Origin of the sequence: Microbispora sp. NBRC 16548, from assembly GCF_030268985.1 — a bacterium.
Taxonomy (GTDB): domain Bacteria; phylum Actinomycetota; class Actinomycetes; order Streptosporangiales; family Streptosporangiaceae; genus Microbispora; species Microbispora catharanthi.
In genome coordinates, this window is record NZ_BSSF01000010.1 from 37,773 (window position 1) to 63,253 (window position 25,481).

Sequence of the window (25,481 nt, forward strand, 5' to 3'; positions counted from 1 at the left end):
CGTGGCCGACAAACAAGAAGGCCGCGGATCCTAGTGCGGATCCGCGGCCCGGAGGTGGAGACCGGTCAGGGTATGACTGGTCCTCTCCAGGCATAGTGCGGACCCTGCGCACCGCCGCGAGCGGCGGCGCGGATCTGCTCATCGCTCATCGGCCGGTTGACATAAACCGGGCGCTGGGCGGGGTTGCCATGGGTGGCCGGGCGGGCGAACGCGCCGAAGGCGGCCGAGCCCGCGACTCCGGTGACCAGAGCCTGGGCAGGAGCGGCCTCGCCACGCCGCAGTTTCGTCGGCACGACAATGGCGGCCGGGCATGCGGAGGCGAGCCACAGCGCGCGGGACGTCGTCATGTTCCTCACTGGACTCACCTCCATTTCAGTGCGATCTCGCCGGACCTGAGCGTCCGGCTGACTTGTCCAAGACCCTAAACCGCCGCGGCAGGGTGGGCAACCTATTTTCTACCTGCGATTTTCACGACTTCGTGACATCGGGATGCAGCGCGGGCGACACCCGGATGAGGCATTCCTGAACCACGGATACGGCGAGTTCCCCCGCGGCGGTGAACATCTGCCCGCGGGCGAGCCCGCGCGCCTCCCCCGACCAGGGCGACTCCTGGGCGTACAGCAGCCATTCGTCGGCCCGGAAGGGCCGGTGGAACCACATCGCGTGGTCCAGGGACGCGCCGGACACCGCCGAGGACCCCCAGGCGAGGCCGTGGGCCAGCAGCACGGTGTCCACCAGCGTGAAGTCGCTGGCGTAGGCCGCGAGCACGACGTGCAGCAGCGGGTCGTCGGGCAGGTCGGCGTCGTACCGGAACCAGACGTTGTTCTCCGGGGTGACCAGGGCGGGGTCGTGGGCCGCCTCCCACGTCAGCGCGTTCACATACCGCGCGTCCACCGGGCGCGGCTTGGCCAGCAGCTCGCGCCAGCCCGGCTCGTCGCCCACGACGTCGAGCATCCGCTCCTGGAAGGTCGGCAGGGTCTCGGGGTCCGGCACCTGCGGCATGCGCGCGGCCTGGTGGCTCACGCCCGGCTCCTGGATGTGGAACGACGCCGACATCGAGAAGATCGCCTTGCCGTGCTGGATGGCCGTGATACGCCGGGTCGTGAACGACCGCCCGTCGCGCACCCGCTCGACGTTGTAGACGATCGGGATGGCCGGGTCCCCCGGCCGGATGAAGTAGGCGTGCAGCGAGTGGACCATCCGGTCGGACGGCACCGTACGGCCGGCCGCCACGAGCGCCTGCGCCGCCACCTGGCCGCCGAAGACCCGCTGGATGCGCTCCTCCGGGCTGCGCCCCCGGAAGATGTCGAGCTCGATCGGTTCGAGGTCGAGCAGGTCCAGCAGCTCCTTCAGGGCCGAGTTCACAGGGGCCTCCAGCGCACGCGGGTATTACTCGTCGGTAACACTATCGGCGCCGCGGCAGAGCTCGAGGACCGCGTCGCCGTACCGCTCAAGTTTGACGCGTCCGATTCCGGCGATCGCGAGCAGGTCCTCCTCAGAGGTGGGCACCCGCTCGGCGATGGCCTGGAGGGTGACGTCCGTGAAGACGACGTACGCCGGCACCTTGGCCTCCTTCGCCGCCGCCGTGCGCCACGCCTTGAGGCGTTCGAGCAGGGCCTCGTCGTAGTCCGCCGGGCAGGTCGCGCAGCGGCCCAGCTTCTGCTCGGCCGCGGCCGAGAGCGTCTTGCCGCAGATCCGGCAGTGCAGCGGCGCCGCCGACCGCTTCGCCCGCCCGCCCGCGCCTCCCGGCCGCTCGGCCCTGGCCGGGCTCGCCGTACGCGGGGACAGCCCGTCGAGGAAGCGCGACGGCCTGCGGGCGCGGCGGCCTCCCGGCGAGCGGGCGAGCGCCCACGACATGTGCAGGTGCTCGCGGGCCCGGGTGATCCCGACGTACAGCAGCCGCCGCTCCTCCTCGATCTGGTCCGGCGTCTCCGCGTAGACGATCGGGACCATGCCGTCGGTGAGGCCGACGAGGAAGACGGCGTCCCACTCCAGGCCCTTGGCGGCGTGCAGGGAGGCGAGCGTCACGCCCTCGACCGGCGGCGCGTGCTGCTCCATCGCCCTGCGCTCCAGCTCGCCGACGAACCTCGGCAGGTCGGCGCCCTCGGTCGCCATGTCCTCGGCCAGATCGGCGAGCGCCTTGAGCGACTCCCACTTCTCTCTGGCCTTGCCGCCTCCGGGCGGCTCGGCGGTCAGCCCGATGCCCGAGAGGATCGCGTGCACGGCGGGCGCGAGCGGCTCGTCGGCCGACGACCGGGCCGCGCCGCGCAGCAGCACCACGGCCTGGCGCACCTCGGGGCGCTCGAAGAACCGCTCCGCCCCGCGCAGCAGGTAGGGCACGCCGGCGTCGGTGAACGCCTGCTCGTACGCCTCCGACTGGGCGTTGACGCGGAACAGCACCGCGATCTCGCGGGTGGGCACGCCGTCCGCCATCAGCTTCTTGACCGTGAGCGCGACGCCGAGCGCCTCGGCCTGCTCGTCGTCGTACTCGGTGAAGACCGGCTCGGGTCCGTCAGGCCGCTGGGCGACCAGTTCCAGCCGGTGGGGCGAGCGCGCCATGACGCGGTTGGCCAGCGTGACCACCTGCGGGGTCGAGCGGTAGTCGCGCACCAGCCTGATCACGGCCGCCGAGGGATGCTCGACGGCGAAGTTGGTCAGGTAGTGGGGCGTCGCGCCGGTGAACGAGTAGATGGTCTGGTTGGGGTCGCCCACCACGCACACGTCGTCGCGCCCGCCGAGCCAGGTGTCGAGCAGCAGCTTCTGCAGCGGGTTGACGTCCTGGAACTCGTCGACCACGAAGTAGCGGTACTGCTGGCGGATCTGCGCCGCGACCTCCCGGTGCTCGGTCATCACGGCCGCCGTGAGCTCCAGGATCGTCTCGAAGTCGATCAGGTTGCGCTGGCGGCGCAGGCTCTCGTACCCCTCGTACAGCCGCGCCACCTCCTCGGGCGCGATCGGCGGGGTGCGGCGGGCCTTGGCCGCGGCGGCCGGGTAGTCCTCCGGGCCGATCTGGGTGACCTTCGCCCACTCGATCTCGCTCGCGACGTCGCGCAGCTCACCGCGGTCGGGGTTCCTGCGCAGGCGCCTGGCCGCCTCCACGAGCAGCGGCAGCTTCGACTCGACCACCTGCGGCGGATCGCCGCCGATCACTCGCGGCCAGAAGTAGCTGAGCTGACGCAGGGCCGCCGCGTGGAACGTGCGGGCCTGCACGCCGGGCGCCCCGAGACCGCGCAGCCGCTGCTTCAGCTCGGCCGCCGCGCGGGTCGTGAAGGTCACGGCGAGCACACCCTGCGGCTCGACCACCCCGGTCTGCACGGCGTACGCGATGCGGTGCGTGATGGCGCGGGTCTTGCCGGTCCCCGCCCCGGCGAGCACGCACACCGGTCCGCGCACCGCCTGGGCGACCTCGCGCTGCTCGGGATCCAGACCGTCGAGGACGTCCAAGGAACGGCTCCCAACATGCGTTGCGGACGTTGTTACTGGCATCATCCTTCCAGCAGCCGACCGAGCATGTCCCGGGGACCGGTCGGCGCACGACGCGACATCGGGGAGGAAGACGCCGTGGCCACCGCGGTCCGAACTGCTTTAGGCATGGGCGCCGCCGCCCTCGCCGCCCTCATGCTCGCCCCGCCGGACGCCCAGGCGGCCACCTCGGCGGGCGCTCCCGTCCACCACCCCTCCGCTTCCCCGACCCCGTCCGCGACACCGTCCGCCGCGCCCTCGGCCTCGCCCTCCGCGAGCCCGTCGCCCTCGCCGTCCCCCTCGGCCTCGCCCTCGCCGGCCCTCACGCCGTCCGACGTGCGGATCCGCACCTACGCGTACGGCTCGCACGCGCGCCAGGCCATGGACGTGTGGTGGCACACCGTCGGACCGCGGCGCCCCGCCGTCTTCGTCATCCACGGCGGCTGGTGGTCAGGGGGCGACAAGAAGTACATGACGTCGATCAGCCGCAGCTACTCCCAGCTCGGCTACACGGTCGTCAACCTCGACTACCGGCTGTCGGGCGACGCGGCCTGGCCGGCGCAGCGCACCGACGTGCTGACCGCCGTCAACGCCGTGCGCAGGCACGCGGCGTTCTTCAACACCGACCCCGACCGCTACGTCCTGATCGGGTTCTCCGCCGGCGGCCACCTCGCCGCCGCCGTCGGCGCGTACGGCGACGGCCGGCCGGGGCTGCGCGGCGTCGTCGGGATCTCCCCGCCCGTCTCGCCGCTGTCGGCGTTCACGGACGGCAGCGCGTTCGGCAGCAAGGAGCAGCAGAAACTGCGCAAGGCGGCCATCAAGCTGGCCGGCGGCTGCACGCCCGCCCAGTGCCCGCGCGTCTGGTCGAGCATGGAGGTGCCCTTCCACGCCTCGGCAGGCGACCCGCCGATGCTCGCCTTCCACTCCTCCGAGGAGTTCGTCCCGCCCTACCAGAGCGAGATGCTCGAGGAGTCGCTGGCGAGCGTCGGGGTCCGGATGACCGTCAAGACGATGGCCGGCACCCAGCACAGCGCCCCGCTGTACCGGGAGCCGGGGGTCGCCGAGACCGTCCAGGCCTGGATCATCGCCCGGCTGGGGCGCGTCGCCGGGTAGCCGGGAACACGTGGCGCGCTCGCGATGTTGCCATGACTGCTCTCGGCAACAGTGATGCGCACGGAAGGGACGACAGATGGCGCTGACGGTTTACACCACAAGCTGGTGCGGCCCCTGCAAGCGGCTGAAGGGCCAGCTCACCCGGGAGGGCATCGTCTTCAGCGAGGTCGACATCGAGCGCCACCCGGACGCCGCCGACTTCGTCGCGAGCGTGAACAACGGCAACCAGGTCGTCCCCACCGTGGTCGCGGACTGTCACACCATGACCAACCCCTCGGTCGCCGAGGTGAAGCGGCACCTCGAAGGCGCCTGCTGATTCACCAGTCGGTGTCGGGGATCGGCGCTCCGTACCAGGTCTCGATCAGCCGCCGGGCGATCGAGACCTGGCCGGGCAGCACCAGGTCACCCGAACGCACCTGGGCCTCCAGCTCCTCCCGGGACAGCCAGCGGGCCTCGGCGATCTCCTCCAGGTCGGGACGCAGGTCGGTGGTGACGGCGCGGGCGAAGAAGCCGAGCATCAAACTGCGCGGGAACGGCCAGGGTTGACTGCCGAGATACCGCGGCGCGGTGACGGCGACGCCCACCTCTTCCAGGACCTCGCGGACCACCGCGTGCTCCAGCGACTCCCCCGGCTCGACGAACCCGGCGAGCACCGACATCCGGCCCCGGGGCCACTGCGGGCCGCGCGCGAGCAGGATGCGGCCCTCGTCGTCGTGCACCAGCATGATCACCGCGGGGTCGACGCGCGGGAAGTGCTGGCTGCCGTCGCGCGGGCACACCCGCATGTGGCCCGACGCGGTGACGTCCGTGAGGCCGCCGCACCTCGGGCAGTACTCGTGACTCGCGTGCCACGCCTCCAGGGCCACCGCGTAGACGAGGAGCCCGGCGTCGCGGTCGTCCAGCAGCACCGCGGCCTCCCGCAGGCCCACCGCGTCCCCGGTGCTTCCGAGGGGCTCGGGCAGCGGGGCGTTGACCGCGAAGTAGGGCACGCCGTCCTCGTCCACGCCCAGCAGGTAACGCGTGCCCTCCGGCGCCTCGGCCGGCGAGGTGAGCACCAGGGCCGCGCCGTCGGTGAAGCGGCGCACCAGCGTGCGGCCGTCGTGGATGAGGAAAACCCTCGTCTTCTCCGCCTCCCACGCGCGCCGCAGCCATTCCTCGTCGCCGCGCAGCGCCGCCGATCTGTCGATGGCGCTCCTCGCCAGGAGCAGGGGGCCGAGCAGTCCGTCCGCGATTTCCACGCCGTCATCCTTCCACTGCCGCCGCTCCGGCAATCTTCCTGCCCATGCCCGTTCCCCGGCCAAAAGGTCGACGTCCCCGGCTAAGATGCAGTCGCTTAGGTTAGCCTTACCTATGGAGGGCCGGTGCGGCTGTACCTCACCACGCTCAACCCGACCGACTCGGTGACCGGCGGGTTCCTCCCCGCCGCGGCCGCGCTGGGCTGGGACGTGACGATACTCACCGACCAGCCTGATCGGTATCCGGGGTACGACGTCGTGGCGGCGGACGTCCGCGACCCCCGGGCGGTGATCGACGCGGTGGCCGCCCACCACCGGCCCGATGTGATCTTCTCCAACTCCGACCACCTCCAGGCCGCCACCGCGCTCGCCGCCGGATATTTCGGCCTGCCGGGCAAGGACTGGCGGGCCTGCGTGACCGCCAAGAACAAGGCGCTCACCCGCCGCGCCCTCGCCGCCGTCGAACCCGTCAGGTCCGTACGGCTGCCGCCCGGCGGAGGGGTGCCGGAGGGCCTGCCGTACCCGGTCGTGGTCAAGCCCGCGCTGGGCGTGGCCAGCGAGGACGTGGTGCTGGTGGAGGGCCCGGACGCGCTGGCCGCCGCCGTGACGGCGATCAGGGAGCGGCGGCCGGAGGAGGTCCTGGTCGCGGAGGAGTTCCTCGACGGGCCGGTCCGCACGCTGGAGACGCTCGGCGACGGCACCACCCGGGAAGTCGTCGGCGGGTTCGCCACCACGCTCGGCCCGCTGCCGCACTTCGTGGAGGAGCGCCTGGACTGGCGGCCCCCCGACGCCGGCCACCTGGCCCACCTGGGCGCGGCGCTCGACGCGGCGGGGGTCGGCTTCGGGGTGTGCCACACCGAGTATGCCGTCACCCCGGACGGTCCCCGCGTCATCGAGATCAACTATCGGCTGATCGGCGACAACTGCGACTTCCTGCTGGCGGACCTGCTCGGTGTGCCCCTGCACCAGTGGATCCTGCGCGTCCACGCGGGCGAGCCGGTGTCCTCGTTCGACCTGGACGGCCTTCGCGCGGCGTACGGATCCGTGGTGAGCCTCGTGGCCGAGCGCTCCGGCACGGTGACCGCCGCGCCGCCGGACATCTCCGTGCCTCGTACGGGCGACGGCGTGCGGCTGTGGCACCGGGCACTGCGCCAGATCGGCGATCATGTCGAGGTGACGGGCACGAACCGCGACTACCTCGGCCTGCTCCGCGCCGTCGGCCCGGACGCCGCCGGCGTCGACGCCGCGATCGACACCTTCAGGAAGGAGCACCCTTGGGTGCTCGCATGATCCCGGCGGCGCGCGACCACCGGGGGGCGACGGGCGGAGAGCACTACCTGGCCGCGCGGGTGCTGAACGCCCTGCTGCGGGAGGACTATGCCGGGATCTCCGCCAGGGTCACCCACGACAAGGACGGGGTGGCGATCGTCCTCGCCTCGGGACGACGGGTCGGGCTCGCCGCGGGCGACCCGTTCCAGGACTTCGCCACGGCCCCGTACGAGCGCCTGCGCCTGGCGGAGGTGCTGGAGACGCTGGAGGCCGTCGCCCACCCCGCAGACGCCGAGGGGGTCGCCGCCTTCGAGCGGGAGTGCCACGAGACGCTCGCGGCCCTGGAGGCCCACCACCGGATGCGCGGCGAGGTGGCGCGGCGGCTGCGGAGGCGTCACGGCCTCATCCGCTACGAGTCGCTGGCGGCCGCGGTGGACCATCCGCTCTATCCGACGGCCAGGTGCCGTCTCGGGGTCTCCCCCGCCGACCTGGCGGCCTACGCCCCGGAGTTCGCCCCCGAGTTCCGCATGAGGTGGACGGCGGCGCCGCGCGAGCGGGTGACGCTCTCCCGGCCGGATCTCCCGGGGTGGTGGCCCGCGCCCGGCGACGTAGGGCTGCCGCCCGGCCTGGCCCGCACGCACGTGCTCCTTCCCGTCCATCCGCTGACGGAGCCGCTGGTGGCCGGGCTTCCCGGGCTGGTCGCGGGTCCGCAGCCGTATGTGACCGTGCGGCCGACCCTGTCGACCCGGACGGTGGAGGTCTCCGAGCGCGTCCATCTCAAGGTGCCGCTCCCGGCGAGCACGCTGGGCCTGCGCAACCGCCGGTCGATCAAACCGGGCACCTTGCGGGACGGAGCGCTGGCCGAGTCGCTGCTGCGAGAGATCCTGGCCCGTGAGCCCGGCCTGCGCGTCTGCCTCGCGGGCGAGCAGACCTACGGGCACGCGGAGCACGAATACCTGGGCTGGCTCGTCCGCGACCTGCCCGAAGGGGAGATCGTGCCGGTCGCCGCCCTGCTCGCGCCGCTCGGCGACTCCGGCGGGCGGCTCGTCCTGCACGAGGTGGCCGAGCGCCACCACGGCGGCGACGCGGAGGCGTTGCTGCGCGACTACCTCACGGCGCTGCTCGCGTGGAACGTCACGCTGTTCGTCCGGTACGGCGTCGCGTTGGAGGCCCACCAGCAGAATCTCGCGCTGGTGTTCGGCGACGGACCCGTGCGGCTGCTGGTCAAGGACAACGACGGGCTGCTGGCCTCGCCCCGGCGGCTGCACGCGGCGGGGATCGAGGCGCCCGGCTTCGGCGACGAGCGCATGCTGACCGACGACCCCTACGCGCTCGCCGACGTCTTCGTGACGATCACCCTGCACCTGGCCGCCATGGCCGTGGCCCACGGCGCGCTGCCCGGCTCCGCCGCCACGCTCGTCGGACGGGCTCTGACGGCCGCGCTGGAGCCGTACGGGGACGACCCGATGGCCCGGCTGCTGCGGGCCCGCACGCTGGAGGCCGCCCGTCTCACCGGCAAGTCGATGGTCGTCGCCGGGACGCTCGTGGCCAAGGACCGCACCGGGGCCAGGGACGTCAACAAGTTCTACGGCACGACCGGCCCCAACTACCTGAGGGGTGCCTGAGCCATGGACCGCCTGCTCCTTGATTCGCACGCCCTGGACTCACACGCCCTGGGCCCGCACACCCGTGACCCGCACGCGGCCCCGGCAGAGGAGGCGGCGCTCGGAGCGCTGCTGCGCTGCTGGCTGCGCGAGGTCGGCGGCCCCCGTGGGCACGTGCACGCCGCCGGGCCTCACCTGACGCTCCGCGTGGCCGGGACGCCGGTGCGCGTCCGCGTCAGCGGCGGCATCGCGCTGCGCTTCGACGGCCCGCCCGAGCATCTGGTGGAGGGGCGCTGGCGGCCCCTCGACCTGCCCTCGTTCGTCGCCCTGGTGGAACGGGAGCTGGATGGCGGCAACGAGGAGTTCGCCGCCCAGGTGCGGGCCGGGCGGGAGGCGGTCGCGGCGATCCTGGCCGCCCGCGCGCGGGCCGTCCCGCCCGCCGATCCGTGGCTCGCCTCCGAGCAGGCCCTCGTGGCCGGGCACCCGTTCCACCCCGCCCCCAAGGCGCGCTCGGGCGACGGCTGGCTGGACTACGCGCCGGAGACGCACGCGCGGTTCGCGCCGCGCCTGCTCGGGGTGCGCGCCGACCTGGTGGCCCAGGAGGGCGACACGACGGCGCTCGACGCGTTCGGGGACGCGCCGGCGGGATACGTCCCGCTGCCCGCCCATCCCTGGCAGCTCGACCTGCTGGCCGCCGAGCTGCGCGGGCCGCTCGCGGACGGTCGGCTGGTCGACCTCGGGACCGGCCCCCGCGCGATCGTGCCCACGTCGTCGGTCAGGACCGTGTACGACCCCGGCACCGGCATGTGCCTGAAGTTCAGCCTGGACGTGCGGATCACCAACTGCGTGCGCAAGAACGCGTGGTATGAGCTGTCCGGCGCGGTCGAGCTGACCCGGCGGCTCACCCCCGTCTTCGAACGGCTGGCCCGGAGTCTCCCCGGCACGCGGTGGCTGCCCGAGCCCGGCTACCGCTCGGCCGCCCTCGGCACCCGGCTGCTCGAAGGGCTCGGGGTGATCGTCCGTAGCGGCCCGTGGGCGGTGTGCGGGCCGGGGACCACGCCGGTCCTCGCCGGCGCCCTGGCCGCCGGCGCGGACGGGGTTCCCGAGGCCGTCCTGGCCCGCCGGGCGGCCGACCCGGTCGGGTGGTGGGAGGCGTACGTCGAGCGCGTGGCGTTCCCGGTGCTCGACGCCTTCTTCGAGCACGGGGTCGTGCTCGAAGCGCACGTGCAGAACGTGCTCGTCGGATTCGACGCCGCCGGGTGGCCGGTCGAGGCGGTCTTCCGCGACCTGGAGGGCACCAAGCTGGTCTCCGGCCGCCACGACCTGACCGGCGTGCCGGGCGAGGTGGCGGGTCCCCTGTCGTTCGACGCCGCGCGGGGCTGGAACCGGGTCGCCTACTGCCTGTTCGTCAACCACCTGGCGGAGGTGGCCGCGACGGTGGCCGGCACGGCCGACGACGTCCTGAGCGCGTTGTGGGCGGTCGCCCGGGAGTCCCTGGAGCGTTATGTCGCGGACCACACCACCGATTCGGTCGCTCCGCTGACGCGGCTGCTGGCCGGGACACCGCTGCCGGCCAAGGCCAACCTGGGCGTGCGCTGGGCGAGGGCGGCCGACCGGGCCGCCGGATATGTGCCCGTTCCGAGCCCGTTCTGCGAGGCGGAAGGAGAGCGCCGATGAGCATCGAGATCCCGGCGGGTGTGCGGAAGGTCGCCGGGTCGCTTGACGACGTCCCCGCCTACGTCTACGACCTGGCCGGGCTCGCCCGCCACGCCGCCGACGTGCGGACCGCCCTGGCGGGGACGGAGATCTGCTACGCCGTCAAGGCCAATCCCGACCCGGCGGTGCTGCGGGCGCTCGCGCCGCACGTGGACGGCTTCGAGGTCTCCTCCGGAGGCGAGTTCGCACATGCCAGGGCGGTGCTGCCGGAGGTCCCGCTGAGCTTCGGCGGGCCGGGGAAGACCGGCGCGGAGCTGGCCCTCGCCCCCTCGGCGTACCGCTGGCACGTCGAGAGCCCGGCCGAGTTGCGGCGTATGCGCGAACCCGCGAACGTGCTGCTGCGGGTCAACCTCGACGTGAACGTCAGCGGCGCGGCCCTCGCGATGGGCGGCGGCGCCACGCCGTTCGGCATGGACCCCGGCGGGGTCGCCGAGTGTCTGGCCCTGCTCGGGTCCTCGCCGGTGCGGCTGCGCGGCGTCCACGCCCACCTCGCGAGCGGCCTGGCCGCCCCTGACCTGCTCACGCTCGCCGAGGCCGTCCTGGCGTACGGCAGGAGCCTCGGTCTGCGCGAGTTCAACCTGGGCGGCGGCATGGCCGTCTCCTACACCCGCCCGGAGGAGCGGTTCGACTGGGCGGCGTACGGCGCGGGCCTGCGGGCGCTGGCCCGGCCGGGCGAGACGCTGCGCGTGGAGCCGGGACGCGCCCTGACGGCCTACTGCGGCTGGTATCTCACGACGGTGCTCGACGTGAAGCGCGTCCACGGGGAGCGCTTCGCCGTGCTCTCCGGCGGCACCCACCACCTGCGGACGCCGGTGACGAAGGGACACGACCAGCCGTTCGCCGTCCTCGCGAGGAGCGAGAAGGGCGAGGACGGGCCGGTGACCCTGGTGGGGCGGCTCTGCACGCCCAAGGACGTCTTCGCCCGCCGGGTGACCGCCGCACTCGCCGTCGGCGACGTCGTGGCCTTCGCCATGGCAGGGGCGTACGCCTGGAACATCTCCCACCACGACTTCCTCATGCACCCGAAGCCCGCCTTCCACTACCTGCCGCCGGCCGGCTAGAGCGCCACCAGCCGTCCGCTGCGTCCCCTCAGGCGTCCCACGGCCAGGGTGCCGCAGGCCAGCGCGACGGCGAGGAGAACGCCGCAGACCTCCGCCACGGTTCGCGCTTCGCCGGCGAGGGCGGCGCGCAGCCCGTTCACGGCCCAGTAGCCGGGAGAGGCCGGGGCCACGACCGCGACCCAGTGCGGCAGTTCGCCGAGCGGGACGAGCGCGCCGCCGAGGCTGCTGAGCAGCATGCCACCGATGTCGTACGCGGCCGACAACTCGCCCATGCCGCGTACGAGCACGCCGAGCAGGGCGCCGAGGGCGAGCAGGGTGCAACTCCAGCAGAGCAGGATGCCCAGCAGGAGCGGTGGCTGGGGAACACGCAGGTCCAGGACGTACACGCCGAAGCCGACAACGAGCAGTTGCTGGGCGAGCAGAGCGCCGAAGACGGGCACGGCCTTGCCCACGAGGATCTCCGCGGGGCGGAGCGCCGTGCCGCGCAGGCGGTCCCAGGTGCGGCCGAGCCTTTCGGTGAGGATCGCGCTGCCCGAGATGCTGAGCGCGAGCAGCGAGAAGGTCACCAGCGTGCCCACGACCGCCTGCTCCGTACCCGCCGCCCCGCCCTGCGCGGCCGCATACAGCGGGCGCAGCAGGGTGAGGAAGACGAGCGGCAGAATCATCCGGCTCAGGAGCGGGCCGGGCTCGCCCAGCATCAGCAGCAGGTTGTGGCGTATCAGGACGCCGATGCGGCGCACGGAATCACTCGGCTGCATCGCGCGCCTCCATGTCCTGCCCGGCGACACTGTCCTGCCCGGCGACCGCGGCTTCCAGCGAGCGGTAGAGGTCGTCCAGGCTGGGGCGACGCACGTCGACGGAGGCGGGCGTACGGCCCGACGCGAGAAGCGCGGCGAGGTCGGCGGCGGGGTCCGCGGTCGGCAGGCGCAGTTCGGGCTCGGCCGGGTCGTCGAAGGTGACCCTGAGCTCGCCCGGCAGACCTCGGGTGAGCTCCTGCTGGGTGCCGCGCGCGATGACGCGCCCGGCACGGGCGAGCGCCACCGTGGCGTCGAGATCGACGAGTTCCGGCAGGTAGTGGGTCGTGTAGAGGACGGCGGCCCCCGCCTCGGCGCGGGCCCTGACCGCCGTCAGCAGGGCCGCGCGCGTCTCCGGGTCGGCGCCCGCGGTCGGCTCGTCCAGCAGGAGCAACGGCGGTGAGCCCACCATGGCCGTGGCCGCCTGGACACGGCGGCGCTGACCGCCGGACAGGACGCCGACGGGCCGGTCCGCGAGCGGGGCGAGGTGAAGCTCGTCCAGGACGCGAACGATCTCCGCGGTCCGACGCCGCCCGCTCAGCCCTGCGAGTCCCGCGAACAGCCGCAGGTTCTCCCGTACGCTGACGCGGTTGTACAGGGCGAGCTCCTGGGGAGCCACGCCGAGCAGACGTCGCACGCCACGGCCCGCGCGGAGCGCGTCATGCCCGGCGACGCGTAGGCGCCCGGCGTCGGGGCGTACCAGGCCGGTGACGACCTCGACGAAGGTGGTCTTGCCCGCGCCGTTGTGGCCGATCAGGCCGGTGATCTCGCCGGGCGCGACCGTGAGGTCGAAGCCGTCGAGCACACGGCGCGGGCCGTAGCGCTTCACCAAGTTCTCTGCGGCGAGCATCCGATCTCCCCGGAGGGTATACAGCGTATACGTCTACACTGTATACCCGTGGGCGGCAGACGGGAAGAGATTCTGGACGCGGCGCTGGCCATCGCCGACGAGCGCGGGCTCGACGGGGTCTCGATGCGTGCGGTAGCCGAGCGCGTCGGGGTGACGCCGATGGCGCTGTATCGGCATGTCGGCGGCAAGGCCGAACTGCTCGACGCCATGGCCGGACACCTGCTCTCGGCACTCCTGCCGCCGGACGACGGCAAGGACCGGCAGGGGGATCAGCAGGGGGCTCAGCGGTGGGACGAACGGCTCGCCGCCCTCGCGCGCGGCTTCCGGGCAATGGTCCGGCGGCACCCCTGGGCGGCACCCCTGCTGTTCTCCCGGCCCGCCGTCACGCCGGACGCCGTACGCGCGGTGGACGTGATTTTCACCGCGCTCATCGAGGCCGGGGTGCCGGATCGCGAAGTGCCCCGGCTGGAGCGCCTGGTCAGCACCTTCGTGATCGGCTTCGCCGCCTCCGAGGTCTCAGGCCGCTTCGCGGGTGGCAGCCTCGATCCGCGCGGGCGCCGCGGCCGGCTTCCGGAAGGCGAGCTTCCCGCTCACGCCAGGCTCAAGCCCTGGCTCCACCTGCCCGCCGACCTCACCACCGAGTTCGAGGCCGACCTGGACGACGTCCTGCGGCTGATCGAAGCGGCCGCGCGCCCGCGGACGGACGGCGAGAGCGGGTCGTCCACGCCGCAGAGCTCCGCCTGAGGGACGGCCCGGCCGCCCCGCGGTGGTCACCAGGACAGCGTCAGCGTGCCGTCGAGGACCTTGGCGGAGTTGGCGAGGCGGGCCTGGTGGAGCGACCTGACGACGTCGAGCCGGGCGCGGTTCCGGCCGATGACCCGGTTCTGGGTCTCCACGTGGACCGTGCGGCGTACGGCGAAGTAGCCGGTCTCGGCCCGGCATCGCGCGTCCGCGACCGCGGTGTCGATCTCGGCCTGCGTGCCGCGCGGCTTGGGGCTCAGGTCGTCGTTGACGGTCGCCGCCCAGCGCGGGTCACCGGAGGCCTGGGCGGTGCTCCGGTAGTCGAAGCCCTCCGACCGCATGCAGTCGCTCCACTCGCGCTCGGCCGCCGCGATCCGCGGGTCCTTGTAGGCGAGCTCGGCCGCGCTGTCGACGTAGCGCGGGACCTCGTCGTCGTCGAACCTCTTGCCGGCATCGGCCGGGGCCACGCCCCGCGCTCCCCGGTTCAGCAGGGCGTCCGCCTTGGCCATGCAGCCTCCGGGCGGCACCGTCCGCCCGTGGAACCGCCGGACCTTCCCGTACAGCACATAGAACTCATCGTCGGTGGCGGAGTACGACGGAATGCCGGTCATCTCGTCCGGGTTTCGCCCCTTCTCCAGATATCCGGATTTGCTGGCCTGCCGGGGATCGAGCCACCCGAGGAGATCGACATTGCGCAGGTCGGTCACCGGTTCGACGGCGGGGAACCGGAAATCGAGCCCCACATGGCGCATGCATTCCTCCATCAGCATGAACCGGGCTCGTATCACCTGGGCGCGATCCTTCGCACCGAGACTGTAGGCGTCGAGAGGGAGCGTGAGATCCGGCGGTTCCGGGGGATTCACCGCTGCCAGCACCGAACACCCGGTCACTGCCGCGACGCAGGCCGCCGCCATCGCCATCCGCACAACCGACATAGGCCATTCATAGCCGATCATGAACCGGCGCGTCGGTCATCAAAAATAATCGCTCTCGCAGAAAATCCGGATCCCGTCGCAAGAAATTTGCGACAGGTACGTCACCCATGACCGATTCGCAGAGCCGGTTTTCCTCTCCCCGGTAGGGCTTTCCTTCACCTCATCGCCCCTTTCGAAGAATCTCCCTGCCATCACCCCCCTGCTACTTTCCGTGGCGTTCCAGCAACTTTCCGTACCATCAATGGAGGAGCAGGAGAGGATGGCGACATGGCCCTCACGAAGCCGACCAAGCGCGGCAGGCACGACCAGCCGGTCCCACAGAAGCAGAACGCCCCCGTCCCCGACGATCTCGTCTCGGACGAGCACGAGCCCCCAGAGGCCGGCAAGCCCGAAAGTCTCGAGGACCAGCTGCTGCGCTTGTGCCTGGCGCTCAACGAGGCCGGTTACCGGGCGGAGATCCACAACGGGCAGGTCGTCGTGAGTCCTGCGGCGAACATGCAGCACGCAGTCATTCTTGACCAGCTCTCCAACCTGCTGTATCCCCTCAAGCTGCCCAACCGCTGGCGCTTCTTCTACAACTGGGGAGTTCATATTCCACCCCAGCCCGACCTTCGACTGCCGGACCTCATGGTCCTGCCGGAGCAGGCCGAAGCGTTCGACGAAATGCGTGCGCACGGGCGCGGTCTCCTGCTCGTGGTTGAGGTGTGCTCGCCTGGGACGTACAAGGTCGACTGGCAGGAGAAGCCGCTCGACTACGCGCGGGCGGGCGTACCGCTCTACCTGATCGTGGACCCCCTGGCGTCTCCCCGCAGAGTGACGCTGATGAGCGATCCTCTCCCCGATCTGGAGCCCCTCGACTACCACCGGCAGGCGTACCGGCAGATCGTCACGGCGGAGGAGGGCGAGGTCCTGGAGCTACCGTGGCCCTTCGGGATCAAGATTGAGACGAGCGCACTCTTCGACCAGGACGAGCCGGGGGTCAGTCCTGAGGAACCCGCTGAATGAACGCGGTGAGGCCGTCCGCGTCGAGGAGGTCGACGGGGCGGACGGTCTCGTTCGAGCGGACGTAGTGGAAGGCCGCCCCGACCTTCTCCAGCGGCACCCCGGCCAGCGCGGCCCAGGCCACCCGGTAGGCGGCGAGCTGCACCGACGCGGTCTCGGCGGCCCTGCCCTGCGGCCGTTCACCGGTCTTCCAGTCGATCACCACGTAGCCGTCGCCCTCCCGGAAGACCGCGTCCATCCGCCCGCGCAGCAGGCGGTCGCCGATCATCGTCTCGAACGGGATCTCCAGGTCGACCGGCTCGCGCGCGGCCCACTCGCTCTCCTCGAACCGCTCCTGCAGCTCGGCGAGCTGGACGTCGGTCTCCGACATCTCGTCGGCGGCGCCCGGCAGCTCCAGGTCGTCGATCAGACGCTGCTGGCCCCAGCGCGACTCCAGCCACCGGTGGAAGGTGGTGCCCCTGCGCGCCAGCGGGGCGGGCCTGCGCGGCACCGGCCTGCGCACCTGCCGGGCGAACGCCGCCGGATCCTGGGCCAGCGTGACCAGTGACGACACCGACAGCCGCGACGGCAGCTCCACCACCGCCCCGGCCCGCTGGCGGTTCGTCTCCCGCTCGCGCAGCAGCAGGTCGGTGTCGCGTGCCCAGGCCCGCATCCGCTCCCGGTCCCGGTCCCTGAGGAGCACGTGACCGTCGGCCGCCGCGGGTGGGGCGTCGCCCATCATCGCCTCCTCGACGAGGCGGGCGCCGTCGAGGATCGCGTCGCGCACCGTGACGGACGGCCACTCGGCCACCGGCGGCTCGGCGAGCAGCGGATTGTCCGCACTCTCCGGATCCTCGGCCCAGCGGACGGCCCGGGCGCCCGCCTCGCGGATCTCGCGCAGGAAGTCCGACGGCTCCAGCGGCCGGGACGAGGTGCCCCAGCGGTAGCCGGAGGCGATCAGCAGGTAGTGCGCCCTCGTGACGGCGACGTACGCCAGCCGCCGCTCCTCCATCAGGTCGCGGTCGCGGCAGCGCTCGTCGAAGGCGCCCAGCGCCTCCCGGTCCAGCCCGGCCAGCTCGGGCAGGTCCGCACTGTCCCCCCGCAGCGGGTACGGCAGCTTGCGCGGGTTCTCCGTCCACCGGGAGTTGGTGACCGGGGTCGCGGGGAACATGCTGCCCTTGATCAGCCCGCCCTTCTGGGAGGTGAGCTGCGACAGGCCCGGCACCACCACGACCGGCCACTCCAGTCCCTTGGACGCGTGGACGGTCATCAGCTTGACGGTGTTGCTGTCGCCGACCCGCCCGGCCTCCAGCCCGAACTCCTCGCTCTCCGCCGCCTTCAGGTACGCCAGGAACGCGCCGAGCGTCGGGTCCTCCGAGTCTCCGGCGAACCGGGAGGCGGCGTCGAGGAAGGCGTCGAGGTCGGCACGGGCGGCCAGCGGGCTGCCTCCCCTGGCGGCGACCTCGACGTCGAGCCCGAGCCGGCGTTCGATCTCGCTGATCAGGTCGGGCAGCGGCTGCCCGGCGTGGGCGCGCAACTGGCGCAGCTCGCGGGCGGCGGCGGGCAGCCGCATCCGCGCGAGCGGGGAGAACCTCTCCAGCCAGTCGGGCCGGTCGGGCAGCTCGTCGAGCGCGTCGATCAGGCTGCCGCGTTCCTCGGCGAGGTCGGCGACGACCTGGTCGAGCGGGTCCTCCGGGCGCGGCCCTCCCCTGGCCGCCCTGATCTCCTTGTTGAGCTCGCGGGCCAGGTCACCGAGCACCTTCAGGTCGGCCGGGCCGATCCGCCGGCGCGGCCCGGCGAGCAGCCGGACCAGCGCGTCCCCTGCGGTCGGGTCGTACAGGGCGCGCAGGGTCGCCACGATGTCGGCCACCTCGGGCACGGTGAGCAGCCCGCCGAGGCCCACGACCTCCACGGGGATCCCCCGGGCCTCCAGGGCCCGGCGCAGGGCCGGGAACTGCGACCGCTTGCGGGCGAGGATCGCGACGTCCTGCGGCTGCAGGGCGGGGCCGCGCTTGACCCGCTCGCCCTCGCCCCACGGCAGGCCGTCCGGGGCGCCCTCGCCGTGCAGCATCCCGGCCAGGCCCTCGGCGATCCACTCCGCCTCGTCCTCGGCCGTCTCGTGGAAGGCGCACAGCACCCGCCCCCGGCCCGCCCGGTTGCCACCCGGCACCAGCACCGGCACCTCACGGGCCTCCCGGCGCAGGGGCACCTGGATCCGGGCCGCGACGCCGAGCACGTGCTCGCCGTTGCGGAAGCTGACCGACAGCCGCCGCACCTCCGCGGGGTCTCCGGACGCCGCCGGGAAGTCCCTGGGGAACCGGGACAGGTTGCCCGCCGACGCGCCGCGCCAGCCGTAGATCGACTGACAGGGGTCGCCGACCGCCGTGACCGGGTGGCCCCCGCCGTACAGCGAACGCAGCAGCACGAGCTGGGCGTGGCTGGTGTCCTGGTACTCGTCGAGCAGCACGACCGAGAACCGGGACCGCTCGGACGCGCCGACCTCCGGATGCCGCGAGGCGATCCGCGCGGCCAGCGCCATCTGGTCGCCGTAGTCGATGACCTCCCGGCCGCGCTTGAGCCGTTCGTACGCCTCGACCATCGGCAGCAGTTGCTCACGGATGGCCTGGGTCTCCACCGGCTTGCGCTGGTCCTTGACGATGCGCCCGGTGAGCGAGGCCAGGCGCTCGCGCAACCAGTCGCCGACCTCGCGGACGTCCGCCGGTGCGCGCAGGTGCTCGGCCAGCTCCCCGGCCAGTTCGAGCACGGCGGCGGTGACGCTGGGCGGGGACAGGTCCACCCGGTCCATCGGCCCGTCGTACTGGCCGACCACCCGGGCCGCCATCTGCCAGGCGACGGCGGGTGTGACGAGCCGCATGGTGGGCTCCAGCCCCTCCCGCAGCGCGTGGTCGGTCACCAGCCGCGCGGCGTACGCATGGTAGGTGGAGACCGTCGGCTCGGAGTCGAGCAGCTCCGGCTCGACCAGCCCGGCCGCCGCCAGCCCGGCCAGCCGCTGGCGCACCCGCTCGGCCAGCTCGGCGGCGGCCTTGCGGGTGAAGGTGAGGCCGAGGATCTGCTCGGGCCTGGCCAGACCGTTGGCGACCATCCAGACCACCCGCCCGGCCATGGTCTCGCTCTTGCCGGACCCGGCCCCCGCGACCACCACCATCGGCTCCAGGGGCGCCTCGATGACGGCCGCCTGCTCGGGGGTGGGCGGGAGGATCCCGAGCCGGCCGGCCAGCTCACCGGGCGTCAGCACACCTGTCCTCCGTTGTCGTTCACAGGGCAGGCGATTTTAGCGGCACAGGTGCGGCAGCCGTCGTTGACCGTGGCGACGAACACGTTGGCGGACATGCCGGTCGCCACCGTCTTGACCAGGTTCTCCGCCCAGTCGGGCTCGGAGTCGTCGGCGAGCGCCCGCTGCGCCTGCTCCCTGGCGTCGGCCGACTGGCCCGCCGCCTTGCCCAGGTGCAGCAGGGACGCGCCGCCCGGCTGGATGAGGCCGTGCCGCTCGAACGCCCCGAGCGTCGTGGCGAGCTGGTACACCCCGAGCTGCGGATGCCGGTCGATCTCGGTGTCCTTGGGCCTGCCGCTGCCGGTCTTGATGTCGATGATCACGGCCCGGCCGGCCTCGTCCCGCTCGACCCGGTCCACCCGGCCGGTGATCTGGATGTCGTGGCCCGGCACCCGTACGGTGAACGCCTCCTCCACCGCGACCAGGTCACGTGGTCTGTCCTTCTGCCACCGGACGAACCTGTCGACCATCTGCTCGGCGACGCGGCGCTGCTTGCGGTTGAACCACAGCCCGCCGAAGTCGAACTGGTCCCAGATGTCGTCGAGCCGCTTGACGTAGTCGGTGCCGTCCTCGGTGGACATCGCGGCGATCGCGTGGACGACCGTGCCGAGGCTCTGGGTGACGTTCGACGATCCGGCCCCGACCGCGGTCTCCAGCATCCAGCGCAGCCCGCACTTGGTGAAGCTCTCCACCGACGACGGCGAGATCTGGACGACGTCGTCGGGCCAGCCGAGCGGCCGGTCGTCGGAGATCGGGGTCAGCGCGTACCACTCGCCGGGATTGGCGCCGGGCACCCCGGCCTGGGCCAGCCTGGCGAGGTGCGCGGCGGCCTCGCGGCGCAGCGCCTCGGACTTGCTCGTGTCGCACACGGCCGCGCGCAGGTCCGCGACCAGCGCGGACATGCTGAGCCACCGGGCCCGGTCGTCCACGGTCGCCGCCTCCACGCCGCCGGGCAGCAGCTCCGTGAGGAACCGGGAGGGCCGTTCGTCGGTGTCCTCGCCGCCGACGGCGGTGACGACGAGCTTCCTGCGGGCGCGGGTGGCCGCGACGTAGAACAGCCGCCGCTCCTCGGCGAGCAGCTTGGACGCCAGCGCGGCCGTCGCGGTCTGCGTGGTGTCCAGCGCCGAGCCGCCGGCGAACTCCATCAGCGCCTCGGTGCCGAGGAGCGAGCCGCGCAGGCGCAGGTCGGGCCACAGGCCCTCCTGGACGCCGGCGACCACCACCACGTCCCATTCCAGGCCCTTGGACCGGTGCGCGGTCAGGATCCGTACGGCGTCGCCCTCGGGGGCGGACTCGGCCAGCGAATCGCCGGCGATCTCCTGGGAGGTCAGGTCGTCGAGGAACACCGCGACCCCGGCCTTGGGCAGCCGGTCGGTGAAGCGGGCCACGTGGTCGAACAGGGCGACGACGGCGTCGAGGTCGCGGTCGGCCTGGGCGCCCCGGGCCCCGCCCGCGAGGCTGGCCTCCGTCCAGCGCTCCGCGAGCCCGCTGGCCTGCCAGATCTCCCACAGCGTCTCCTCGGCGCCCCGGCCGTGCCGTACGGCCTCGCGGGCGGTCGCGACGAGCCGCGCGAGGCGTTCCGCCGGCGCCGCGACATGCGGCTCGACGCCGCCCAGCTCCCGGGCGTCGCGCAGCGCCGCGACCAGCAGCTCGTCCGACGAGCGCGGGGTGAAGGGCAGCGCCGGCCGGCCTGCCTCCTCCGCGGCGGCGGCCTCCGCGGCGACCGCCTCGTGCTCGGCGATCCGCAGAGCGCGGCGCAGCCGGCGTACGCCGATCATGTCGGTGCCGCCGAGCGGACCGGTCAGCAGCTCCTCGGCGGTCGCCACGTCGAGCGTGCCCGGCGCGGCGGCGATCCGCAGCAGCGTGATCAGCGGCCGGACGCCGGGCTCCTGCACCAGCGGGAGCTCGTCGCCCGCGACCACGACGGGCACCCCCGCGGTGACCAGCGCCCGCCGCAGCAGCGGCACGTGCCGTACGGCGCTGCGCACCAGCACCGCCATGCGCGACCAGGGCACCCCGTCGAGCAGGTGCGCCCGGCGCAGCGTGTCGGCCACCACCGCGGCCTCCTGGCTGGCGCTGTCGGCCAGCAGGACCTTCACCTCGCCCGGATCGGCGTCCGCGACCGGGATCAGGTCACGGTGGCCGCCCGTCCTGGTCTCGTGACCCGGTACGGCGGGAAGGCGGTAGGCGACGCGCCGGGAGGTCTCGAGCAGGGCCGGGCCGCTGCGGCGGCACACCCGCAGCGCGACCACCGGGGCGTCCCGCCCGCCCCGGGTCGGGAACCGCTCGGGGAACCGCAGGATGCCCTGCACGTCGGCGCCGCGGAAGCCGTAGATGGACTGGTCGGGGTCGCCCACGGCGATCAGGTCGCGGCCGTCTCCCGCGAGCTGCCTGAGCAGGAACTCCTGCGCCGGGTCGGTGTCCTGGTATTCGTCGACGAGCACCAGGTCGTACGCGTCCCGCTCGCGCCGCCGCACCTCGCCGTCGGCCAGCAGGCCGGCCGCCTCGCGGATCAGCTCCGAGTAGTCCAGCGCGGGCACCGGGTCGAGGTCGAAGCGGTCCTGGTAGCGGTAGGAGAACAGCCCGGCGGCCTCCCAGTCGGGCCTGCCGTGCTCACGGCCCAGCTGCACCAGCGCGTCGCCGTACAGGCCGCGCTCGGCCGCACGGGACAGGAAGTCGCGCAGCTCCTCGGCGAACCCCCGGGTCTTGAGCAGCTCGCGCATGTCCGGAGGCCAGTGCCGCGCGCCGTCCTCCAGCTCGCCGTGCAGCAGCCGCCGGATCTCCAGCAACTGCTCGGGACCGGTGAGCAGGCGCGGCGGCGGCTCACCGGCCAGCACCGCCTCACGGCGCAGCAGCGCGTACGCGTAGCTGTGGAAGGTGAGGGCCAGCGGGGTCCTGGTGGTCCTGCGCATCCGGGCGGTGATCCGCTCGCGCAGTTCACCGGCCGCCTTGCGGCTGAAGGTGAGGACGAGCACACGCTCGGGGTCCACGCCGCGGCGCTCGACCCGGTCGACGACGGTCTCCACGATCGTGGTGGTCTTGCCGGTGCCCGGCCCGGCGAGCACGAGCAGGGGCCCGCTCTCGTGCTCGACGACGGCGCGCTGATGTTCGTCCAGCACGGGAGCCGCGCGACGTCCCACGCCCCCGCGACGCACCAGTCGGTAGTTCTGACCACTCACAGCACAGCATTCCACCAGATCACGGAGACAGATCGTGCCCGAATGCCCACTCCGTGTCCTAGAAGGGCGGATCAGCCGGCGGTCGTCACCCGTACGTCCGGCTTGTCCAGGTCGCCGCGCCGGGCCTGCCGGAGCCCGTCCAGCGTGCGGCCGGTCGGGGAGGCCGGATCGGCGGTGTACACGACGACCAGCAGGTCGGGATCCCCGGGCAGGGCCAGGGTCTCGTACGCGAAGTCCAGGTCGCCGAGCTCCGGGTGTCGCAGCAGCTTGACCCCGAAGGTCTTCTCGGCGACCCGGTGCTCCTCCCACAGGCGGGCGAAGCCGGGGTCCGCGGACAGGTCGGCGACGAGCGGGCCCAGCAGTGGGTCGTCGGGGTGCCTCCCGGCGTACAGGCGCAGGTGGGCGATGGTCTCGGCGGCCACGGCCGCCCAGTCGCGGTAGAACGAGCGCGCCCGCGGAGTCAGGAACGTCTGGCGGGCCATGTTGCGCTCACCCGCGGGCATGGCCGAGAACCCGTTGATCCGGTCGGAGAGGGCGTTCCAGGCGAGCACATCCATCCGCGGCCCCAGGACGAACGCCGGCACGGAGTCGGCCGCGTCCAGAAGCATCCGCACTCCGGGCCGGATGCCGGCGCTGGGAGCCTGCAGGTCGTCCGGCGGGCGGAGGAGGCGGCGCAGGTGCGCCCGCTCGGTGCCGTCCATGCGCAGCACTCGGGCGACCGCGTCGAGCACCTCGTCGGAGACGTTGCGTACGCGCTGCTGCTCCAGGCGGATGTAGTAGTCGACGCTCACGCCCGCGAGCAGCGCGACCTCCTCGCGCCGCAACCCGCTGACTCGCCGCCGCCCGTGCGCCGGGAGCCCGGCGTCCTCGGGCCGGATCCGGGCCCGGCGAGAACGCAGGAACCGTCCCAGATCACCATCCATGGAGCCCAAGCCTAGTACTGGCTTTACCAGGAAAAGGCGTGCGCTGGGTAGAGCCGGCCCGTCCCGCCAGAGTGGCTCTCGTCAACCTCGAACTCGAAGGAGTCACGATGAGCTACGACAACCTGGCCGGACGCGTCGCCGTTGTCACCGGGGCCGCCAGCGGCATGGGAGAGGCGACGGCGCGGCTGCTGGCCGCCTCCGGCGCGAGGGTCGCGCTGCTCGCCCGCCGCGCCGACCGACTGGAGGACCTGGTCCGGAAGATCGCCGCGGACGGCGGCACCGCGCTGGCCGTGACCGCCGACGTCACCCGGGACGACAGCGTGGCCGCCGCCGTGGACCGTGTCCACGCCGAGCTCGGGCCTGTGGACCTGGTGGTCAACGCCGCGGGCGTGATGCTGCCCAACCCGATCGACGACGGCCGAATCGACGAGTGGACGCGGATGCTCGACACGAACATCGCGGGCGCCCTGCGGATCACGCGGGCCTTCACGGCCGACCTGCTCGCCGCGGCGGAGGAGGGCCGGACGGCCGACCTCGTCAACATCTCGTCGATCGGCTCCCACCTCGTCTTCCCCGGCTATGCCGTCTACGGGGCGACCAAGGCCGCCCTCACCCATCTGTCCGCGAACCTGCGCGCGGAGTTCGGCCCGCGCGGGGTGCGGGTGACCAACATCGAGCCGGGCCTGACGACGACGGAGCTGGGCGACCACGTCGACAGCCCGGAGCTCGGGGCGCAACTGGCCGGCATGTTCCAGGTCATCACGCCCATGACCGCGGAGGAGATCGCCGACCTGATCGCGTACGCGGTCAGCCGGGCCAAGCACGTCAACCTCCGTCAGGTCGTCGTGCTGCCGACGAACCAGGCCTGAGAAGAAGCCGGGCGTCTCACTCAAGCGAGCAGCTCACCGGTGGCCAGATCGATGTCGAACGGCGTCGGCAGCCGGAGCGACTCCCCGGCACGGACTGTCTCGACCCGCTCGTACGGCTCGCGGAGGTCGTCCATTGCGAGATCCTTGCGCGGCCGGCTCATCAGCGTCACGGTCGCGGGGTCGGTCACCGGGTCGACGATCAGGAGAAGCGGCACCCCCGCACGGGCATACTCCAGTGGCTTCTCGTCCCAGTCGATCGACCGCGTTCCCCTGGAGCACACTTCGACCACGAGCAGCGCACTGTGTCCGAGGATGTGCATGTCGTCGTACTGCTCGGCGTCCTGGGGCGCGATCATGAGATCGGGAAGCCGCATGTCGGGGAACGGCGGAATGTGCACTCCCCAGTTGGAATGGATGACCCACCGATTCTCCCGGACCGAGTCGAAAAGCTGGTTCATCAGCCGGAAGGTGACGTTCGACTGTTCACGGCTGACCTTCGGGCTCACGACGACCCGGCCATAGGTGATCTCGGCCGGGTAACCGGCATCGTTGAGTTCCTGGCACAGGCGCCGGATGTCGTCCTCGCCGTCGATCGGCTCCGGCTCGGGCACTTCGCCGGGCTCCGAGGCCGCAGATCTGAAGACATGCCGCCGTCTGCCCTGTCTCGTCGGCTTTGTGAGCGCCATCCCCTCGCCATCCTCTCCGTCTCCCTACACCTCGATGGTACGCATGGTCATTCGAGAGACACGGAAAGTAACAGATTCGAAAGGAGGTGACGACAAGAGGCGGAGAGTGTGCGCACGGCTGTAGTGGAAGAAAGCACACCCGCTAGGAGGAAACCGCATCCCGTGTGTGCGACCGGGTGACTCGGGTCCGGACGAGGCTGATGAGCGAGGGACCGCCCCAGAAGCACCACAGGGCGATGACGGGATCGCAGATGGCGCAGCCGAAGGACGAGTCGTGGGCGAAGGGAATGATCGGGCTGCCCTTGAGGTGATGGAGGATGTCCCATCCGGTGTGCAGCAGCCAGGCGATCCCGATGAACGACCACGACTCCAGGCCGCGATAGGCGCAGTACGCGACGAGGGCGGTGAAGGGGAACTCCCAGCCGCCGAGGCCCCCGCCGCTGAGGTAGGCGGCCCCCGCTCCGCCCACCATGATCGCGTTGAAGCGACGGCGGTGCGGTTCGGGGATCAACGACATCAGCACGGCGTAGGCGAGGCCGATCAGGATCGGCATGACAAGACTCATGATCGTGCGGCTCTCTCAAAGGGCTGTCGTGATGACGCGAGCAGACGGCCGGCACCGCTGATGGCGACGGCGAACCCGCGTCAGAAAGCCAACCAGCCGGCCGCGTGCCTTCCCAGGGGCATTGGCGACACATGCCGACGGGATCCCGCCAGGCGCCGGGGAGAAATGCCGAGCCCCGGGCCGCGTGGAGACGGGCCCGGGGCCGC

The 25,481-nt window shown here is 72.6% G+C and carries 21 protein-coding genes; 9 read left to right on the plus strand and 12 right to left on the minus strand.

The window, feature by feature from the left end; translation table 11 throughout:
• Positions 1 to 65 precede the first annotated feature (65 nt).
• The 3 genes from QSK36_RS26405 to QSK36_RS26415 all read right to left on the minus strand — a co-directional run bounded on the left by QSK36_RS26405 (position 66) and on the right by QSK36_RS26415 (position 3,444).
• The gene (locus tag QSK36_RS26405) at positions 66 to 347 is read right to left on the minus strand and encodes a hypothetical protein (RefSeq protein ID WP_183542369.1); all 282 of its coding nucleotides are present in this window, start codon (positions 345 to 347) and stop codon (positions 66 to 68) included.
• A 121-nt stretch (positions 348 to 468) separates the two neighbouring features.
• Positions 469 to 1,365, minus strand: a complete 897-nt coding sequence (locus QSK36_RS26410; protein ID WP_285784248.1) for an acyl-CoA thioesterase — start codon at positions 1,363 to 1,365, stop codon at positions 469 to 471.
• A 24-nt stretch (positions 1,366 to 1,389) separates the two neighbouring features.
• Positions 1,390 to 3,444 carry an ATP-dependent DNA helicase UvrD2 gene (locus QSK36_RS26415; RefSeq protein ID WP_225898723.1) on the minus strand — a complete coding sequence of 685 codons (2,055 nt, stop codon included), beginning with the start codon at positions 3,442 to 3,444 and terminating at the stop codon, positions 1,390 to 1,392.
• 147 nt (positions 3,445 to 3,591) lie between these two features.
• Here QSK36_RS26415 and QSK36_RS26420 point away from each other — a divergent pair, with 147 nt between their 5' ends.
• A complete protein-coding gene (locus QSK36_RS26420; protein WP_285784249.1) occupies positions 3,592 to 4,575 on the plus strand; it encodes an alpha/beta hydrolase in 984 nt (327 codons plus the stop codon).
• Positions 4,576 to 4,651: 76 nt separating this feature from the next.
• On the plus strand, positions 4,652 to 4,891 hold the full coding sequence (locus QSK36_RS26425) for a mycoredoxin (RefSeq protein WP_139579251.1): 240 nt from the start codon (positions 4,652 to 4,654) through the stop codon (positions 4,889 to 4,891).
• Between the two features lies 1 nt (position 4,892).
• Here QSK36_RS26425 and nudC read toward each other — a convergent pair whose 3' ends face one another.
• The gene (gene nudC / locus QSK36_RS26430) at positions 4,893 to 5,807 is read right to left on the minus strand and encodes an NAD(+) diphosphatase (RefSeq protein WP_406540654.1); all 915 of its coding nucleotides are present in this window, start codon (positions 5,805 to 5,807) and stop codon (positions 4,893 to 4,895) included.
• A 129-nt stretch (positions 5,808 to 5,936) separates the two neighbouring features.
• Between nudC and QSK36_RS26435 the strand changes: the two genes are divergently transcribed.
• From QSK36_RS26435 to QSK36_RS26450, 4 genes are read left to right on the plus strand one after another with little or no spacing between them, the layout of a single operon-like run.
• Positions 5,937 to 7,100 (plus strand): ATP-grasp domain-containing protein, encoded by a 1,164-nt coding sequence (locus QSK36_RS26435; protein ID WP_285784250.1) that lies wholly within the window; start codon positions 5,937 to 5,939, stop codon positions 7,098 to 7,100.
• Complete coding sequence (locus tag QSK36_RS26440) at positions 7,085 to 8,704, plus strand: IucA/IucC family protein (protein ID WP_285784251.1); 1,620 nt, start codon at positions 7,085 to 7,087, stop codon at positions 8,702 to 8,704. The genes QSK36_RS26435 and QSK36_RS26440 overlap by 16 nt, the downstream gene beginning before the upstream one ends.
• Positions 8,705 to 8,707: 3 nt before the next feature.
• Positions 8,708 to 10,360 (plus strand): IucA/IucC family protein, encoded by a 1,653-nt coding sequence (locus tag QSK36_RS26445; RefSeq protein WP_285784252.1) that lies wholly within the window; start codon positions 8,708 to 8,710, stop codon positions 10,358 to 10,360.
• Complete coding sequence (locus tag QSK36_RS26450; protein WP_285784253.1) at positions 10,357 to 11,460, plus strand: type III PLP-dependent enzyme domain-containing protein; 1,104 nt, start codon at positions 10,357 to 10,359, stop codon at positions 11,458 to 11,460. Before QSK36_RS26445 ends, QSK36_RS26450 begins: the two co-directional genes overlap by 4 nt.
• Here the strand turns inward: QSK36_RS26450 and QSK36_RS26455 are convergent.
• Entirely contained in the window at positions 11,457 to 12,218 is a 762-nt protein-coding gene (locus QSK36_RS26455) for an ABC transporter permease (protein ID WP_285784254.1), read from the minus strand. The genes QSK36_RS26450 and QSK36_RS26455 overlap by 4 nt on opposite strands.
• On the minus strand, positions 12,205 to 13,104 hold the full coding sequence (locus QSK36_RS26460; protein WP_285784255.1) for an ABC transporter ATP-binding protein: 900 nt from the start codon (positions 13,102 to 13,104) through the stop codon (positions 12,205 to 12,207). The genes QSK36_RS26455 and QSK36_RS26460 overlap by 14 nt, the downstream gene beginning before the upstream one ends.
• A gap of 48 nt (positions 13,105 to 13,152) precedes the next feature.
• Here QSK36_RS26460 and QSK36_RS26465 point away from each other — a divergent pair, with 48 nt between their 5' ends.
• Complete coding sequence (locus QSK36_RS26465) at positions 13,153 to 13,848, plus strand: TetR/AcrR family transcriptional regulator (RefSeq protein ID WP_183542387.1); 696 nt, start codon at positions 13,153 to 13,155, stop codon at positions 13,846 to 13,848.
• A gap of 26 nt (positions 13,849 to 13,874) precedes the next feature.
• Here the strand turns inward: QSK36_RS26465 and QSK36_RS26470 are convergent, their stop codons facing one another.
• A complete protein-coding gene (locus QSK36_RS26470; RefSeq protein ID WP_183542389.1) occupies positions 13,875 to 14,597 on the minus strand; it encodes a hypothetical protein in 723 nt (240 codons plus the stop codon).
• 450 nt (positions 14,598 to 15,047) lie between these two features.
• Between QSK36_RS26470 and QSK36_RS26475 the strand changes: the two genes are divergently transcribed.
• Positions 15,048 to 15,785, plus strand: a complete 738-nt coding sequence (locus tag QSK36_RS26475) for a Uma2 family endonuclease (RefSeq protein WP_285784256.1) — start codon at positions 15,048 to 15,050, stop codon at positions 15,783 to 15,785.
• On the opposite strand, the gene QSK36_RS26480 is transcribed toward QSK36_RS26475, so the two are convergent.
• The 3 genes from QSK36_RS26480 to QSK36_RS26490 form a co-directional block, all read right to left on the minus strand.
• Positions 15,760 to 19,017, minus strand: a complete 3,258-nt coding sequence (locus QSK36_RS26480; RefSeq protein ID WP_285784257.1) for an ATP-dependent helicase — start codon at positions 19,015 to 19,017, stop codon at positions 15,760 to 15,762. The two genes, QSK36_RS26475 and QSK36_RS26480, sit on opposite strands and share 26 nt — an antisense overlap.
• Positions 19,011 to 22,172 carry an ATP-dependent helicase gene (locus QSK36_RS26485; RefSeq protein WP_285784258.1) on the minus strand — a complete coding sequence of 1,054 codons (3,162 nt, stop codon included), beginning with the start codon at positions 22,170 to 22,172 and terminating at the stop codon, positions 19,011 to 19,013. Before QSK36_RS26485 ends, QSK36_RS26480 begins: the two co-directional genes overlap by 7 nt.
• A 131-nt stretch (positions 22,173 to 22,303) precedes the next feature.
• The gene (locus QSK36_RS26490) at positions 22,304 to 23,155 is read right to left on the minus strand and encodes a helix-turn-helix transcriptional regulator (RefSeq protein WP_285784259.1); all 852 of its coding nucleotides are present in this window, start codon (positions 23,153 to 23,155) and stop codon (positions 22,304 to 22,306) included.
• 38 nt (positions 23,156 to 23,193) lie between these two features.
• On the opposite strand from QSK36_RS26490, the gene QSK36_RS26495 reads away from it, so the two are divergent.
• On the plus strand, positions 23,194 to 24,024 hold the full coding sequence (locus tag QSK36_RS26495) for an SDR family oxidoreductase (RefSeq protein WP_285784260.1): 831 nt from the start codon (positions 23,194 to 23,196) through the stop codon (positions 24,022 to 24,024).
• Between the two features lie 20 nt (positions 24,025 to 24,044).
• Here the strand turns inward: QSK36_RS26495 and QSK36_RS26500 are convergent, their stop codons facing one another.
• A complete protein-coding gene (locus QSK36_RS26500) occupies positions 24,045 to 24,635 on the minus strand; it encodes a Uma2 family endonuclease (protein WP_183542399.1) in 591 nt (196 codons plus the stop codon).
• A gap of 217 nt (positions 24,636 to 24,852) precedes the next feature.
• Complete coding sequence (locus tag QSK36_RS26505; protein ID WP_285784261.1) at positions 24,853 to 25,263, minus strand: DUF6010 family protein; 411 nt, start codon at positions 25,261 to 25,263, stop codon at positions 24,853 to 24,855.
• Between the last annotated feature and the right edge of the window lie 218 nt (positions 25,264 to 25,481).